The following is a 15,809-nucleotide window of genomic DNA, read 5'->3' as shown; positions in this document are numbered from 1 at the left end:
GAAATGGTTCTGAACGAGTTCCTCTCTTTTTCCTGCTTGCCTGCCTTAATCAAAATAAACGGGTTCGTCCGGATGTTTGAGATATGCAAACATCCTTTCAATCTGACTTTCCGTATTGCGGGCTTCAGACAGCGGCGGCAGCTCCGTTTCTGCAAAAAAAGCGGCCGCGCTGGTTTCCGTTCCCTCCCTGAGCTGTCCGCCGATGATCTCACATTTGATAAACACTTTGTAAACGTGGGCGGCGGACGGCGGATGGGAATGGCATTTCTTATCCATTACAGCTAACAGTTTAACGGGCTTTACGTCAATTCCCGATTCCTCTTTTACTTCTTTGACAGCGGCTTCGCCCGGAGAGACCCCGATATCGGCCCACCCGCCCGGCAGCGCCCATCTGCCGTCGCTTTTCTCTTTCACCATTAATATGCTCTGATCTTTAAAAACTGCCGCTCTGACATCAACTTTCGGAGTGGGATACCCGCTGTCCCCTGCGAAGACGTCTTGTATAATCTCTTTGCCGGTCCCGGTATGATGCGCCATGATATCCACGCTTATTTTTCTTATTTCTTCAAATCTCTCAATATCATATATGTCTTTGGAATAAGCCAGCCCCGCTTGCGCCGCGGATTGAAGCTGTTTTGCCCATTCAAGCCATTTTGGCTCCATTTTCAATCACCCGCCGATCTTTATGTTTTCACGAATACAGAAAATGCTGCCGGTTCATTAAACCCCAGTTTTTCCGCCGATGAGACTGGGGCCGGTTCTCCCCCCTGCCGGAGAAAGCAGACGGAACAGGGTTTGTTTTTTTACATGAATTCAACTGTTATGAAGTATTTTTTGACGTCTTCGCTCATAATACCTCCTTGACGATATGGCAACCATATCCATTATGATGATCATTGGATGATCTTCAGAAAAAGCGGAAGAGGAGTATGAAGGATGACGATTGAAATCAGAGCAGTGACGGAAGAAAACCGTGCCGATATACTGGCGCTTCATGTAAGTGAAAGCCAGGCTTTATTTATTGAAACCGCGGAAGAGTGTTTACAAGATGCTGAGGATTGCCGGCATTATCAGCCGGCCGGCCTTTATGTTGACGGGGAGTTGGTCGGCTTTGCCATGTACGGCTGGTTTCCGGAATATGATGAAGAAAATAAAAACGGCAGAGTGTGGCTTGACCGTTTTTTCATTGATGAACGATACCAGGGACGGGGATTGGGCAGACTGATGCTTGATGCCCTTATCCATTATCTCGCTCAATTATATGATTGCAGACGGATTTATTTAAGCCTGTTTGAAGATAACGTGCACGCACTGCGCCTTTATCAAAAATTCGGCTTTAGATTCAATGAAGAGCTGGACTCAAACGGGGAAAAAGTGATGGTCAAAGAGCTTCAGAGCGCTGTATAAAAGCATTCCGGCTTCTTGCCAATACTTTAAATTTGAGGTAACATAAAGATATTGAACGACGGTCGACGGACAACGGTCGATCGTTAAACATCTGGTACAGCGGATCGAAACATTGTCATCAGGCATCTAAATGGAGGAGAAGATTGTGCTTATTATACTCGTTATGTTTCTGCTCGGGATTATTCTCGGGTTTATCGGCGCGGGGGGAGCCGGCTTTGTCATTGCACTTTTAACCATACTTTTTCACGTCCCGATTCACACGGCTTTGGGCACTTCCTTAGCCGGAATGGCTTTCACAAGTTTGTCCGGGGCTTTCAGCCACTACCGTGAAGGCAATATTCAGATGAAAATCGGTCTCATCGTCGGCGTTTTTGCGGCATTCGGTTCATTTTTCGGGGCCAGACTTACTTCTCTTATCCCCGCAGATTTGCTGCATTACTTGACGGCGGGCATGCTGTTTTTATCTGCTCTATTGATTTTAGTCCGGTTATTTATTTTAAAAGAAACACAAGAGGACACCGGACCGCAAAGCAATCTGAACATATGGGTGAAAGCCGTTGTTCTCGGTATCATCGCAGGAATCTTGTCCGGAACATTCGGCATCGGCTCCGCCCCTTTCATCCAAATCGGCTTAATGATTCTTTTGCGCTTATCCATCCGCCAGTCGGTCGGCACAACCATGCTAGTCATTATCCCGCTTGCAGTCGGCGGAGGTCTCGGTTATGTGACGGAAGGGTTTGTCGACTATATGCTGTTGGTCAAAGTGCTGATCGGAACGATGTGCGGCGCATATGTCGGAGCGAAATTCACCAATCTCGTGCCGAAAGTCATTCTGAAATCAGCTATCTTTTTAACACCGGCCATCGCCGGTCTGATGCTTTTATTTTAAACTGAACGGAAGGCAGCGGCCTTCCGTTTTTTTCTGTTTTCACCTGTTTTCGAAGAGCTTTTTCAGCTTTGCTTCCGTTTCGGTATGATCTACCGGCGTATAGACGCTGCAGCGCAGGTCACTGTTGCCCTGAACCTGAAAAGAAGTCAGATTAAAGACCATTTTTCCCGCCTTCGCGTGGCGGAACTCAATTAATACTTCGGGAGCCGAGCTGACTTCGCTCTCATTCCACAACGTATGAAACTCTGAATATGTCTTCTCCATTTCTTCTATAAACTGAGAATACCACGTATCCGCTACATATTGGCCGTAATACGTTCTGAAAATGGCAATGAAACCTTTCACAAAGTGCTCCCAGTTCACGGCTAGACTTCTTAATTCTTTTCTTGAAAACAATAGCTCAATGAGATTCCGTTTTTCGGGGGGGATTTGTTCAAAATCTAAAAACACGTGAGCCGCCGCCTGGTTCCACCCTACGATATGACACCGCCTGTCCGAGATAATGGTGGGACAATAACGGAGTTCCTGCAAAATTTTTGAAAGGGACGGGCTGATGACCGCTTCTTCCTCTGCGGTAAACGGCTGTTTCACGCCCTCATCAATGGCAAGCGCGTACAAATAATTTCTTTCATCTTTATTCAGCTGCAACGCATCGGAAACGGCGTCCAATACACCTGCCGACACTTTAATGTCTCTGCCCTGCTCCAGCCACGTATACCACGTGGTGCTTACGCCGGCTAATTGCGCGACCTCTTCTCTTCTGAGTCCCGGCGTTCTTCTTCGCGTACCCGTCGGCAGGCCGGCCATCTGCGGAGAAATTTTAGCCCGCTGCGTTTTTAAAAACTCTGAAAGAGCCTGGAGTCTTCCTTCTGGTATCATTCCGAATCTCTCCTCTCCTACCCTGGTATTCATTATACTAGGATAAACAACAACTTGTAATAGGATAATTGCGAGTTACAATAAATACATACCGAAGGAGGAATGACCATGAAAAGAGTTGTAATCACCGGAATGGGAGTGATTTCACCTCTCGGCAATGATGTAAATACATTTTGGAAACACCTGACGGAAGGAAAATCGGGAATTTCTTTCATAGATTCTTTTGATGTCTCCGGCTCCAAGACAAAAATAGCCGGCACCGTCCGCGATTTTGACGCAGAAGAAAGATGGGGCAGAAAAGAAGCGAGACGGCTTGACCGTTTCAGCCAGTTTGCTTTAGCGGCAGCGGAACAGGCGCTGGAAAGCTCCGGAATTCAGCTCGATCAGATTGACCGTGAACGCCTCGGCGTGTACGTCGGCTCCGGAATCGGCGGCATCACGACTTTGATTGAGAATGTTCATACTTTAAATGAACGGGGAGCACGAAAAGTGAGCCCGAGCCTTGTCCCCATGATGATCTCAAATGCGGCCGCCGCTCAAATCAGCATCAGATTAGGCGCGCTCGGCCCCTCACTTTCTCCTGTGACCGCGTGTTCCATCGGCAATACGTCGATCGGGGAAGCATTCAACGCCATTCGGAATGATGACGCGGATATCATGTTTGCCGGGGGCGCGGAGGCGGCGATTACCAATCTGTCACTGGCCAGCTTCGGCAATGCCCATGCCCTTTCAGCAAGAAACGAAGATCCCGCCGCGGCAAGCCGGCCGTTTGACGCGGATCGTGATGGATTTGTCATGAGTGAAGGCGCAGGCATCTTAGTATTAGAATCATTGGATAGCGCAATCAGCCGAAACGCCCCTATCCTCTGTGAGGTGCTCGGCTACGGCGCGAGCTCGGATGCCTATCATATGGTAGCCTCTCATCCGGAAGGAACGGGCGCTTACCTGGCGATGAAAAACGCTTTGAAGAAGGCGAACGTTTCAGCGGAAGACATTGATATCGTAAGCGCCCATGCGACAAGCACAAAAGCCGGAGATCTCTCTGAAACATTGGCCATCAAGAAATTATTCGGGGAGCTTGCCTATGACATTCCGGTCACGGCAAACAAATCAATGCTCGGCCACATGCTTGGCGCGGCAGGCGGAGTTGAAGCCATCGCTCTGACAGAAAGCTTGAGACACGGCATCATCCCGCCGACAATCAATCTGCAAAACTCTGATTCGGCGTGTGATTTGGACTATGTATCAGACGGTCCGCGACATCAATCGTTAACGATCGGCCTTTCCAACTCATTCGGCTTTGGCGGGCATAATTCAGCGATCGTGCTCAAGACATATGAATAACGGGAACAAAAAAAGGAGTGAATCATTTCACTCCTTTTTTTGCTTTCTCCGGTTTAGTTGTTAAGGTGAAAAAAGCGATGGAACCGATAACGGATGTCGTAAACATAATCGCCCCCATCGGGACGGCTGTCGCTTCATTCATTCCGACAAGCGGCGACACGATGGAACCGAGAAGAAGCGGAAGCATGCCGAGCAGTGCGCTTGCGCTTCCCGCGCGGTGTCCCTGCTTTTCCATCGCCAATGTAAAGGTGCTTGTCAGCGTCATGCCGATCGTAATCATATAAATAAAAATTGAAATCACCAGTGCCGCCAGCGGCCCGTGAATGATCGTCATGACGAGCAGAACGGCAGTCGCCGTCATCGCTGTAATCACGCCGATTCTCAGCAGGCTTTTTTCATGAATAATTCCGCCGAAACGCCCGATGATAAAACTTCCGGAAATGATCGCCAGACCGTTTATGCCGAATAAAATACTGAATACCTGCGGCGAGACTCCGTAAATATCCTGATACACAAAAGGCGTCCCGGAAACATACGCAAAGCTCCCGCCGTGAATAAAGCCGACCGTCAGCGCATAGCCGATAAATGACCGGTCTTTCAGCAGGCTTCCCATTGTCCGCACGGAATTTCCGATGGAACTCGGAATCCGCTTTTCCGGCGGGAGGGTTTCTGTCAGCTTGAGCGCAATGATGAGAACAAGCAAAAACCCGATAACGGTTAAAAAGAGAAAAATCGTATGCCATGATGCAAACGGGAGCAGTAAAATCGCGCCTCCCGTCATCGGCGCCACCATCGGCGCGACGGCGGTAATGACCATCAGCAGCGAGAAAAACTTAGAAAGCTCTCTTCCCGTAAACACATCTCTGACGATCGCACGGGACAGAACGAGCCCCGCCGAAGCGGTGAATCCTTGAAGAAAACGGGCAATCACTAATGTTGTAATGTTCGGTGCAAGCGCGCAAAACAGAGAAAACAAAGCAAATAAAAAAATACATAGTAATAACGGTTTTCTTCTTCCCTTCGCGTCACTTAACGGGCCGACAACAACCTGTCCAATTGTCAGTCCGATCAGACATGCGGTTAAACTGAGCTGGACAAGTGATGCGCGGGCGCTTAAATCTTCAGCGATTTCAGGGAAACTCGGCAGATACATATCTATATTCAGCGGCCCCAGTATCGCAAGCATGCCGAGAAGAAAAGCCAGCGCAAGCCGCTCCTTGCCGGTCGGATTATGCAGCATATCGTTCCCACCTTTCCTTTGTTAGTCTCTCAAAACATTTGTATATTGTATCATAATTTTTTCTTTATTTTTAAAAGTTTTCAAGCAGGGCAAGAAGACATAAAAAAACCAAGAGCCGTCACAGCCCTTGGTTTCAAATCGCGCGATGAAAATGTTTACGCATGCTTTTCTTTAAACGCTTTTGCGTATTGGTCGGCCGCTATGATAGCATCCGCCACGTCATCAGCCGTCACATCAAAAGCGGCATGAATCGTTTCTTCCTCAATCGTCGCGGCTTCTGCCACTTTCATAATATCCTCTTTCGAAGCGTCTTTTAATTTGATGTCTTCAAGTGTGACAGGCAGCCCCAAGCTGATATAAAACGCAATATACCGCTCAATTTCTTCAAGTGAACGTTTTTCCAGCGCCAGCTGAACGAGCGTGCCGAATGCCACTTTTTCACCGTGGGTTAAGTGATGAATTTCTCCTTCAAGCGCGGTGAAGCCGTTGTGAATGGCATGCGCCGCAGCCAAGCCGCCGCTTTCAAATCCCAGTCCGCTCAGAAGTGTATTGGCTTCAACCACCGCTTCCAATGCGGGCGTAACGGCTTTCGCTTTTACAGACTCATAAGCGAGACGGCCGTATTTGAACAGAACTTCCTCACATTTTTCCGCGATAGCCTCTCCGGCGATTGTGGGAATTCCGCCTGCCATCGTTTTTCCGCCGCTGGCGATGACACTGCGCGCCTCTATCCACGTCGCCATCGCATCGGCAATCCCTGATGCTAAAAAGCGCGGCGGAGCTTCTGCGACGATTTTCGTATCGACCAGAACCAGATCAGGATTCTTATGGTAGAAACGATAATTTTCAAACGCGCCTTGTTCAGAATACACGACAGACAGCCCGCTTGTCGGGGCATCCGTCGAAGCGGCCGTCGGCACGATAACAGTGTAGCCGTTTATTTCATCTGATACCGCTTTGGCCGTATCAAGCGTTTTACCGCCGCCGACTCCGATTACAATGGACGCGCCCGCTTTCTCTGCGATGCCCGCAATTCTTTTCATTTCTTCTTGGGAGGCTTCCCCGTTGAAAACCGCCTCTTCAGCCGAAATGCTGCTTTTCTTTAATTCAGCCGTCACTTTGTGACCCGCGATATCCCATACGGTTTTGTCTGCAATGACGATGGCTTTTTCACCAACGCCCTCAAGGTGTCCGCCGATCGTTTCAATTGCGTTTTTTCCCTGCACATATTTAGCCGGACTGATAAAAATTCGTTCCAATGTTCTCATCCCTTCTTTGTTGCTTTATTCCATTTCTCTAATCAATAGATTAGAAGTAAAAACTCTTCTGATATAATTCCTTGTTTTTATTTCATTCAAACCTCATATATACAATAGAAAATTCAATTTTTACGTCATTGACAAGATGTGAAGGTGTCTATATAATCTTCGATATTGAAGCTGATCATTCTTTACTGAATGAACAAACGAGATTGTGAATGATTCGTCTTAAAAATTATTTAGTTCTGCTGGATAATTTTTGAGGCGTTTTTGTTTTGTATATATTTTTGACTGCGGAGGAGGTTTGCACATGAAGAATATTTGCAAGGATATACTGATGATTATGGCCGGAGCCTTTCTTATCGCGGCATCCGTGGAATTTTTCGTCATCCCGAATCATCTGGGGGACGGCAGCACCGTGGGAATCGCTCTCGTTTTATATTATCTTTTCCATATACCTGCAAGCATTACAACTCTGGTTGTAAATTTGATTTTTATCGGGCTGGCTTATAAATTTTTAACGAAAAAGACAATTTTATATACGATACTCGGCACGGGAATGACTTCTGTTTTTCTCAGTATCGTCAGCTTTATTCCATTCGGCGTGCACGACATGGTGCTCGGGATTGTATTCGGCGCTCTGCTGATGGGAGCGGGGCTGGCATTGATCTTTATCGCTGACGGATCTACCGGCGGAACCACGCTTTTGGCTTATTTATTGAATTATACAAAGGGCTTTAACATCTCCAAAAGCATGTTTTATATGGATTGCGTCATTATTTTCGCGTCCGTTTTAGCGATCGGCATCAATCATATGCTGTATACGTTTATATTCGTTTATCTGTGTGCCAAAATCGTCGATATTGTCATTGAGGGTTTCCATAATAAAAAAGCTCTCACCATTATGTCTGACCAATACGAAGAGATCGCCAAAGCCATCACGTCCGAATACGGCAATGCGGCGACGATTTTTTACGGATACGGGTATTACGGCAGCAAAGACAAGCGTATTATCTATGTCGTCATTAAAAAGAACGAATTGCTGAAAATCAAAAAACACGTTCAAAAAATTGATCCAAAATCATTTATCGTTATTCATGAAGTAAAAGAAGCTGTCGGAGGGCAATTCGGCTTTACTAACCTGCCTGCCGCCGCCAATGAGAAATAACCGCCTGCAGTGTACAGCTGCAGGCTTTTTATATCGCCCTTCCCCGCTCAAAGGTTTTTGCATCTTTTCGATCGAAGTATTAGGATGAAACCTTTTGGATGGGAGAATGTAAAATGAAGATCAAAACCGACAGGCTCGTGATCCGGACATTTGAACGGGAAGATTGGCAAGACGTTTATGAGTACACGTCAAATCCGGAGGTCATGAAGTATATACCGGAAGGCGTCTTTTCCGAAGAAGACGCCAAGAAATTCGTTATTGAAAACAGCGGTGAACATGCTGAAAAGTATCCCGTTTTATTGAAGAATGAAAAAACGGTCATTGGCCACATTGCTTTTTTTAAGTATTTTGGCGACCATACGTATGAAATCGGCTGGGTATTTCACCCGGATTATCAGGGCAAAGGATATGCTTCAGAGGCTGCACGCGCCGTGCTGGCATTCGGGTTTAACGAGATGAAATTGCATCGGATCATTGCGACATGCCAGCCGGAAAATACGGCTTCGCACCGGGTGATGGAAAAGATCGGAATGAGACGGGAAGGTTTCTTCAAAAAATGCATCCCCCATGAAAATCACTGGTGGGATGAATATTATTATGCGGTGTTAGAAGAAGAATGGGAAGCCTCGAATCTGGAATAAAAAGGCGAACACCCTTTGCTCTTACAGGTAAGTGTGTGCTACACTGTTTGTAACAAATACGAAGGGACGATGGGTGGACAATGATTAACTAATCTTATTTTGACCGTTTGAAATCAAATATTTCAAATCAGAAAAAATAGGATTAGTCTGCCCATTTTCTATACGATACGAAAGCTATGTGAAAATAGCTTATTTGATCATGCACAGGTACGGCTAATCCTTCCAAATCAATTGGGAGGATTTTTTGTCCTCCCTTTAAAGCGAGGGATTGACATATGAAAGAAATATTAAAATTAAGCGGCATCAGTTATGAAATCAACAGTGTGCCCCTTTTTGAACAGATCAGCGCAAGCGTTCAGCAGGGCGACATCATCGGCGTTATCGGCAAAAACGGCGCCGGCAAATCTTTATTGCTGCAAATGATCTGCAATAAAACAGCGCCGTCACAAGGACAGATTCAGATGATGCAAGATGTGAACATATATATGGTGGAACAAGAAACGGAAGCTTATGATTCCGGCCAACCGGAGCCTGCAGAAGCAGCCCTGTTAGAAAAATGGAACGTGCCCGCCCGCACCTTTTCACAATTAAGCGGCGGAGAAAAACTGAAAGCCCGGCTTGCCAAAGGATTCTCCTCCTCAAGCGGTCTTTTGTTATTAGATGAACCGACGAACCACCTCGATCAGCAAAGTTTAGACATATTGCTTAATCAGATCAAGAACTATAAGGGCACCATTATTTTCGTATCACATGACCGTGCATTTTTGGATGCGGCGGCGACAAAAATCTGGTCGATCGAAGGAAAGAAACTCATTGAACATAAAGGGAATTATTCAAGCTATATGGAGGTCCGCAAACAGAGAAGACTGACACAGCAGCGGGAATATGAGAATCAGCAGCATATGATCAGACGGATTGAAGCTCAAATGAACGAGCTGAGCGCCTGGTCAGCAAAAGCCCATGCCCAATCAACGAAATTAGAAGGCTTTAAAGAATACCATCGCGTAAAAGCAAAACGCACGGACGCCCAGATTAAATCAAAACGGAAGCGCCTTGAAAAAGAGCTTGAAAAAGCGAAAGCAGAACCGGTGGAGGCGGAGTATGAAGTCCGTTTTTCCATTGAGCACCGCAAAAAAGCGGGAAAGCGTTTTTTAGAAGTACGTGATCTCACAAAATCGTATGACGGCCGAACGCTGTTCAAAAACGTAAATTTCACTGTTATGCACGGCGAAAAGATTGCCATTACAGGCCCGAACGGGAGCGGGAAAACAACATTATTGAAGGTCATCCTCGGTCAGGAAAAAGCGCAGGGAAGCATATGGATATCTCCGTCTGCAAACGTCGGATATTTAACGCAGGAAGTATTCGACCTCCCGCTTGATAAAACCCCCGAACAGCTTTTTCACAAAGAAACGTTCGAAGCAAGGGGAAATGTTCAATCTCTCATGAAACATTTAGGATTTACCGCAGCGCAATGGACGGAACCCATCGGCAAGATGAGCATGGGAGAGCGGGTCAAATGCAAGCTGATGGCGTTTATTCTGGAGGAGAAAGATGTGCTGATTCTGGATGAACCGACAAACCACCTTGACCTGCCGTCACGCGAGCAGCTTGAAGACACATTGGCTCAATACGACGGTACGCTCATCATCGTATCGCACGATCGCTACTTTCTCGAAAAGACGACAGACATCCGGCTTGATATCACGAACGGCAGCGTTCAAAAAAAATGGAAAGAATCCCCCGCCGCCAGAGATGATATTGAAGAGCTGCGGTTAAAGCTTGAAACCGAACGGCAGGAAGTCCTCGGAAAGCTCAGCTTCATGACTCCGGCTGATAAACAATATCGTGAGCTTGACCAAAAATTCAAAGAGCTGACGGAAGAGATCAAGAAATTGAAATGAATGTAAAGACCCGTGATTGTTGTCACGGGTTTTGTTTTAGAAAGCTTACGTATAAAGAGAATAATTTCAAACTGATTTGTACAACCTACGTTCAGATTTGTTATGAACAGGCTCAGAAAGAAAGGTTCAGGTGAACGAAGAATGGCCAAGCGCATTGGTATTACGGGAAACATTATGGCTGATCAATCCGGTCCTTTCCCGGGTTATAATCGGGCGTATGTCAACAATGATTATATTCAGTCTGCTGCCGAGGCCGGCGGTGTGCCGTTTATATTGCCGGTAATTCAAGAAACTGAGCTTTTAAAGGAACAGGTCTCTCATGTTGACGGCATTATTCTGTCCGGCGGCCAGGATATAGACCCGCTGATGTACGGTGAAGAACCTTTACAGGCTTTAAGAAAGACCTTTCCTGACCGGGACGCCTACGAGAAGGAGCTGATCCAAACGGCGGTTGCTTTGGAGAAGCCGATACTGGCAATCTGCCGGGGGATGCATATATTAAACGTCACTTTCGGGGGGACTTTATACCAGGATCTGACACACGCTTCGTTTGCTGAAATTAAGCACGATCAAGAAAAAGATCCCCCCTTAAGAACCCATCATGTTTCTTTTGAAAAAGGAACCCGTCTTCATTCCTTGTTTGGCGATTCAACGCTTGTGAACTCGTTCCATCACCAAATCATAAAAGAGACAGCGCCATCGTTTAAAGCCGCGGCTTATGCGAAAGACGGGGCCATTGAAGCGATTGAACGGACGGGTGAATTATTTGTCGTCGGCGTGCAATGGCATCCTGAAATGCTGACAAAAAAACATGAAGATATGAAAAAGCTTTTTTCTCTTTTTATGGATGCGGTCAGCACATAAAAAAAGCAGATCATTATGATCTGCTTTTTCATTTTATTCTTCCGGTTTCTCCGGCGTTTTGCTTTGTGTCAGCTTATGGCCTTCGATATCCACGTTCGGAATGATCTTATCCAGCCACTTCGGCAAGTACCAGGCCGCATGTCCCATCAGCTTCATGACACTCGGAATGATGGTCATTCTTACAATGAACGCATCGAAAAGAACACCGAATGTCATTGCCAATCCCATGGATTTGATCGTAGAGTCCCCTGCGAAGATGAATCCCGCAAAGACGAAAATCATGATCAGTCCCGCCGCTGTTACGACAGGCCCACTATGTTTCAATCCGGCATGGATGGCTTGTACCGGATTTTTTGTTTTGACATATTCTTCTCTCATTCTGCTGACAAGGAATACTTGATAATCCATCGCCAGTCCGAAAAGAATACCGATCGCCAAAATAGGCAGGAAGGCGAGAATCGGGCCTTTTTCCGGAATGCTCAGCAAGCCGGTAAAATTCCCATCCTGCAGGACGAATACCGATAATCCGAGTGTAGCGGTCATCGTCAGCAAAAAGCCGACGACGGCGGCAAGCGGCACGAGAAGAGAACGGAAAACAACGGTCAGCAATACAAACGCAAACCCGACAATAAGAATGGCGAATTCCGGAATCGCATCGTTTAACCGGTCTGAAATATCAATATTCACCGCTGTTGACCCGGTGACGAGCAGGCGGATGCCGTTTTTGTCTGATCGTTTCCGTATATCCTGCACTAACTCTTTCGTTGCCTTATCATTCGGCCCGGTTTCAGGCACTGCCGTAATGATGGCATAATCCCCTTTTTGATTCGGCATGGCAGGTGTGACGCTCGCCACATTGTGCAAGTCCTTTATTTCTTTCACGGCGTCTTGGAATGCTTCATTTTTATTGCCCTTGACATCTTTTGCATCGGCAACAATTGTCAGCTTGCCGTTAAAGCCTTCGCCGAATCCTTTAGATAAAAGATCATAGGCACGGCGATCCGGACTGTCTTTCGCTTTCATTCCTGCATCAGGCAGCCCCAGCTCTAAATGCATGGCCGGCAGACTGATGACGGCTAAAAGAATAATGCTGAAAATGCTTAACAGAATAGGCCTCCTTGTAACGAAGCGTCCCCAGGCATTCGTGTCGGCACTTTTCTTTTCTTTCTTCTTATTTGATTTCGGAATCATCCTTTTTCCTGAAATTGATAACACCGCAGGCACCAGCGTAACAGAAGCCAATACAGCCATCAGCACACTGAGTGCCGCAGTCAGCCCCATCGCAGACATGAACGGAATGCCGACAACAGTTAATCCGCAAAGCGCCACGATCACAGTCAGTCCGGCAAAAACGACGGCGCTGCCAGCCGTTCCCGCAGCTTTAGCGATCGATTCATTTTTTTGTACACCTTCGCCCAAAAACTGACGATGCTTCGTAAAGATAAACAGCGCATAATCAATCCCGACGGCCAGTCCGATCATTCCGGATAATGAAAGACTGACCGAGGCTATCGTAAAGAACTGTGTCCCAATTAACGTCAGCGCGACGCTTACGCCTAACCCAATCAGGGCCGTGACAATCGGCAGCCCCGCTATGACTAATGAACCAAATGTAATAGCCAGTACGACGAATGCCAGCACAATGCCGATAATTTCTGATACACCGCCGACTTCAACACCGGCCCCCGGCACATCACCGCTGAGCTCCGTCTGCAGGCCCTTGCCTCCGGCGGCGGACAGACTGTGTTTAATATGTGAAACAGACGCATCCGTAATGTCATCCGCCGCTTTTTTGTACGTAACATCGGCATATGCCACTGATCCGTCTTTAGAAATGGTTCCTGTCTCAAAAGGACTTGCAATTGAAGCGACTGAATGATCTGTTTTGATCTTCTTTAAAGTATCTTCGATCGCTTGTTTTTCCGATTTTGAAGTCAGTTTTTTCCCATCTTCAGCACCGAAAATAACACGTATGCTTCCTTTATCAGGCCCCTTTGAAAATTCTTTTTGAATCATATCCATTGCCTTTTCAGAAGGTGTGTCGGGTATTGACATATCCTCAGAAAAAGCAGGTTTTAACGAGATGGCGATCACAGCCGAAGCGATCAGTATCACAAGCCACGCACTGATCATTTTTAATCGGTTGCGGGCAGACCATCCCCCTAATTTATATAAAAATCCAGACATCGAATACTCCTCTCCAATCATTACTTTCTGCCTAATTGTAGTTCACATTCACATAAAAAAAACGTACATAGGGGCATGTACGTTTGGGCAGTTTTTTATTATATATTCAGTTTCAGAATACCTTTTTGCATGGCAATGGTGACGGCTTCAGTCCGCGAATCCGCTCCTAATTTGTTATAAATCGATGTTAATCTCGCTTTTACCGTCCGCTCTGAGATTCCTAAATCGAAGGCAATTGCTTTGCTTTTATATCCTTTCGCCACGGCTTCCAGAACTGTGATTTCCTTTTCCGTCAGCTGTGTTTCATTGGCAATTGCCCGTTCCATTTTCATTTTCCGGAAACGCTGCAAGATGTCCGGCTGCAGAAGCACTTCTCCCCTGACTGCCGCATCCATCGTATGAAATAAGGTTTCTGAGCTTGTGTCTTTCAGCAGATAACCGTTTGCGCCTGATTCAATGCCTTCTATCATCAGGTGATCTTCATTATAGGTCGTCAAAATAATGATCGGCACATCAGAATGCTCTTTTATCTGTTTAATGGCTTCCAGCCCGCTCATTTCCGGCATGTACAGATCCATGAGAATGACATCGGGCTTTAGTTCCTCTGCGAGGCGGACGGCGGTTTTCCCGTTTTCCGCTTCTCCCGTTATGGTGTAATGGTCATTTGTTTCTATCAAAAGCTTCAGACCTTCTCTGACGACAAGATGGTCATCTGCTATTAACACTTTATACATGTTCCGCCTCTCCTTGAATTGGTATGATGATCTCAATTTGAGTTCCCGCTGATCTGGTGCTTGTGATACGGCAGGTGCCGTTCATCATATTGACACGTTCTTGTATCCCAAGCAGCCCGTAATGTCCGCTTTTTCTCATTTCCGTTCCGGCATCAAAGCCTTTCCCGTCATCTTTGACGGTTATGCGGATCTGTCCCTCTTCTTCCCGGACGGATACCCAGACGTTATCTGCTTCCGCATGCTTGGCGGCGTTTGTCAGGCCTTCTCCGATCATATAATGGCAGTTCTCCGCCATATGAACGTCAAGCACATGATGCACGCTGTACTCTAAAAAACAAGACAGCCCGGAGGCTTCTGTAAAATGATTGATTTGTTCAGTGATGCTTTCTTCTAAAAATCCGATCTCTTCTGATTTGCTGCGAAGGTTGTCAATGGCCGAGCGCGCATCAGCCAATGTGCCCTTCACTCTTTTCATTGACTGGCTGATGATGTCTTTCGCTCTGTCAGTGTTATCTTTCGAAAGATGAACTTGCACCGCTTCAAGCTGCATATGCAAGCTGACCAATCCTTGGGCAAGCGTATCGTGCAAGTCTCTCGCCATCCGCTGCCTTTCGTTTTGAAGCGTCAGCTGTTTCACTTGCCGGTGAGCGAGCTCTAATTTTTCAAGCGTCATCTGTGTTTTTATTTTTTCATCCACTTGCGCGAAAAACGTTGCCGCATACGTAATAATCACAATCATAATGGGAGCGGCGATAACGATGAAACGAAGCAGATGATGCGGATGCTCCTCGTGCAAGGCTGTTATGGACATTAAAATGAAAAGATAGAGTATGAGCAGCGTTTTGCCCTTATCCGTCATTCCGATAATCTGCCCGATTAAAAAGGCATAGAGACCGACGACCACCGCGATATAGCCGCCGGCCATCAAGTTAGCCGATGTATATATGATTAATCCCTGTATGATGAAATAAAGAAACGTTTTTCTCTTGACCCAGCGATAGGAATGCCAGTGCAGCACGGCAAAAGTGACGATCAATATCGTAAATAACAGCAGCAAAAAAACCGTCCAGCTTTCATAAATGTACTGCAAAGAGACTGATGCGGCATATACCATAAAAATAAATGCCAGACCGGGCACCCGAAACGCAAGCATATGCAATGAGCGTCTGTCACGGGAGAAATAGTCTTCTTGATGTTTTGTACCAAACAATCTCTGTCCACTTCCTTTTAGCCGACCGGCCTCACGAGATTTTATTCTATTTGTCATCATACCATAAGTGCCTGCCTCTCACC

Annotated in this window: 14 protein-coding genes; 7 read left to right on the top strand and 7 right to left on the bottom strand. The window is 46.6% G+C overall.

Annotated features, from left to right (window positions below):
* Positions 1 to 45 precede the first annotated feature (45 nt).
* Positions 46 to 663: an NUDIX hydrolase gene (locus ICW23_RS16455; protein ID WP_188154804.1), complete on the bottom strand. Its 618-nt coding sequence runs from the start codon at positions 661 to 663 to the stop codon at positions 46 to 48.
* A gap of 273 nt (positions 664 to 936) precedes the next feature.
* Between ICW23_RS16455 and bltD the strand changes: the two genes are divergently transcribed.
* Positions 937 to 1,407 (top strand): spermine/spermidine acetyltransferase, encoded by a 471-nt coding sequence (bltD, locus tag ICW23_RS16450; protein WP_188154803.1) that lies wholly within the window; start codon positions 937 to 939, stop codon positions 1,405 to 1,407.
* A 145-nt stretch (positions 1,408 to 1,552) separates the two neighbouring features.
* The gene (locus tag ICW23_RS16445) at positions 1,553 to 2,296 is read left to right on the top strand and encodes a sulfite exporter TauE/SafE family protein (RefSeq protein WP_016937094.1); all 744 of its coding nucleotides are present in this window, start codon (positions 1,553 to 1,555) and stop codon (positions 2,294 to 2,296) included.
* Positions 2,297 to 2,335: 39 nt separating this feature from the next.
* Here the strand turns inward: ICW23_RS16445 and ICW23_RS16440 are convergent, their stop codons facing one another.
* Positions 2,336 to 3,175: a helix-turn-helix transcriptional regulator gene (locus tag ICW23_RS16440; RefSeq protein WP_016937095.1), complete on the bottom strand. Its 840-nt coding sequence runs from the start codon at positions 3,173 to 3,175 to the stop codon at positions 2,336 to 2,338.
* A gap of 108 nt (positions 3,176 to 3,283) precedes the next feature.
* Here ICW23_RS16440 and fabF point away from each other — a divergent pair, with 108 nt between their 5' ends.
* Positions 3,284 to 4,519, top strand: coding sequence for a beta-ketoacyl-ACP synthase II (gene fabF, locus ICW23_RS16435; protein WP_016937096.1), 1,236 nt, complete (start codon positions 3,284 to 3,286; stop codon positions 4,517 to 4,519).
* 22 nt (positions 4,520 to 4,541) lie between these two features.
* Here the strand turns inward: fabF and ICW23_RS16430 are convergent, their stop codons facing one another.
* Together ICW23_RS16430 and ICW23_RS16425 are read right to left on the bottom strand one after the other, a co-directional pair.
* Positions 4,542 to 5,759, bottom strand: a complete 1,218-nt coding sequence (locus tag ICW23_RS16430) for a Bcr/CflA family efflux MFS transporter (protein ID WP_016937097.1) — start codon at positions 5,757 to 5,759, stop codon at positions 4,542 to 4,544.
* A gap of 155 nt (positions 5,760 to 5,914) precedes the next feature.
* On the bottom strand, positions 5,915 to 7,027 hold the full coding sequence (locus ICW23_RS16425; protein ID WP_064778145.1) for a glycerol dehydrogenase: 1,113 nt from the start codon (positions 7,025 to 7,027) through the stop codon (positions 5,915 to 5,917).
* 301 nt (positions 7,028 to 7,328) lie between these two features.
* Here ICW23_RS16425 and ICW23_RS16420 point away from each other — a divergent pair, with 301 nt between their 5' ends.
* The 4 genes from ICW23_RS16420 (at position 7,329) to ICW23_RS16405 (ending at position 11,595) form a co-directional block, all read left to right on the top strand.
* A complete protein-coding gene (locus ICW23_RS16420) occupies positions 7,329 to 8,186 on the top strand; it encodes a YitT family protein (protein ID WP_003156057.1) in 858 nt (285 codons plus the stop codon).
* A 113-nt stretch (positions 8,187 to 8,299) separates the two neighbouring features.
* Entirely contained in the window at positions 8,300 to 8,827 is a 528-nt protein-coding gene (locus tag ICW23_RS16415; protein WP_099744147.1) for a GNAT family N-acetyltransferase, read from the top strand.
* Between the two features lie 275 nt (positions 8,828 to 9,102).
* Complete coding sequence (abc-f, locus tag ICW23_RS16410) at positions 9,103 to 10,731, top strand: ribosomal protection-like ABC-F family protein (protein WP_188154802.1); 1,629 nt, start codon at positions 9,103 to 9,105, stop codon at positions 10,729 to 10,731.
* A gap of 141 nt (positions 10,732 to 10,872) precedes the next feature.
* Complete coding sequence (locus tag ICW23_RS16405) at positions 10,873 to 11,595, top strand: gamma-glutamyl-gamma-aminobutyrate hydrolase family protein (protein ID WP_016937100.1); 723 nt, start codon at positions 10,873 to 10,875, stop codon at positions 11,593 to 11,595.
* Between the two features lie 33 nt (positions 11,596 to 11,628).
* On the opposite strand, the gene ICW23_RS16400 is transcribed toward ICW23_RS16405, so the two are convergent.
* The 3 genes from ICW23_RS16400 to ICW23_RS16390 all read right to left on the bottom strand — a co-directional run bounded on the left by ICW23_RS16400 (position 11,629) and on the right by ICW23_RS16390 (position 15,726).
* Positions 11,629 to 13,782 carry an MMPL family transporter gene (locus ICW23_RS16400; RefSeq protein WP_188154801.1) on the bottom strand — a complete coding sequence of 718 codons (2,154 nt, stop codon included), beginning with the start codon at positions 13,780 to 13,782 and terminating at the stop codon, positions 11,629 to 11,631.
* A 98-nt stretch (positions 13,783 to 13,880) separates the two neighbouring features.
* On the bottom strand, positions 13,881 to 14,516 hold the full coding sequence (gene ydfI, locus ICW23_RS16395; protein ID WP_188154800.1) for a two-component system response regulator YdfI: 636 nt from the start codon (positions 14,514 to 14,516) through the stop codon (positions 13,881 to 13,883).
* Positions 14,509 to 15,726, bottom strand: a complete 1,218-nt coding sequence (locus ICW23_RS16390; RefSeq protein ID WP_316936484.1) for a sensor histidine kinase — start codon at positions 15,724 to 15,726, stop codon at positions 14,509 to 14,511. The genes ydfI and ICW23_RS16390 overlap by 8 nt, the downstream gene beginning before the upstream one ends.
* Between the last annotated feature and the right edge of the window lie 83 nt (positions 15,727 to 15,809).

It is taken from the genome of Bacillus sp. 1021 (assembly GCF_014534735.1).
In the GTDB taxonomy this organism is placed as follows: Bacteria; Bacillota; Bacilli; order Bacillales; family Bacillaceae; genus Bacillus; species Bacillus siamensis.
This window is presented reverse-complemented; position numbering and strand designations above follow the sequence as displayed.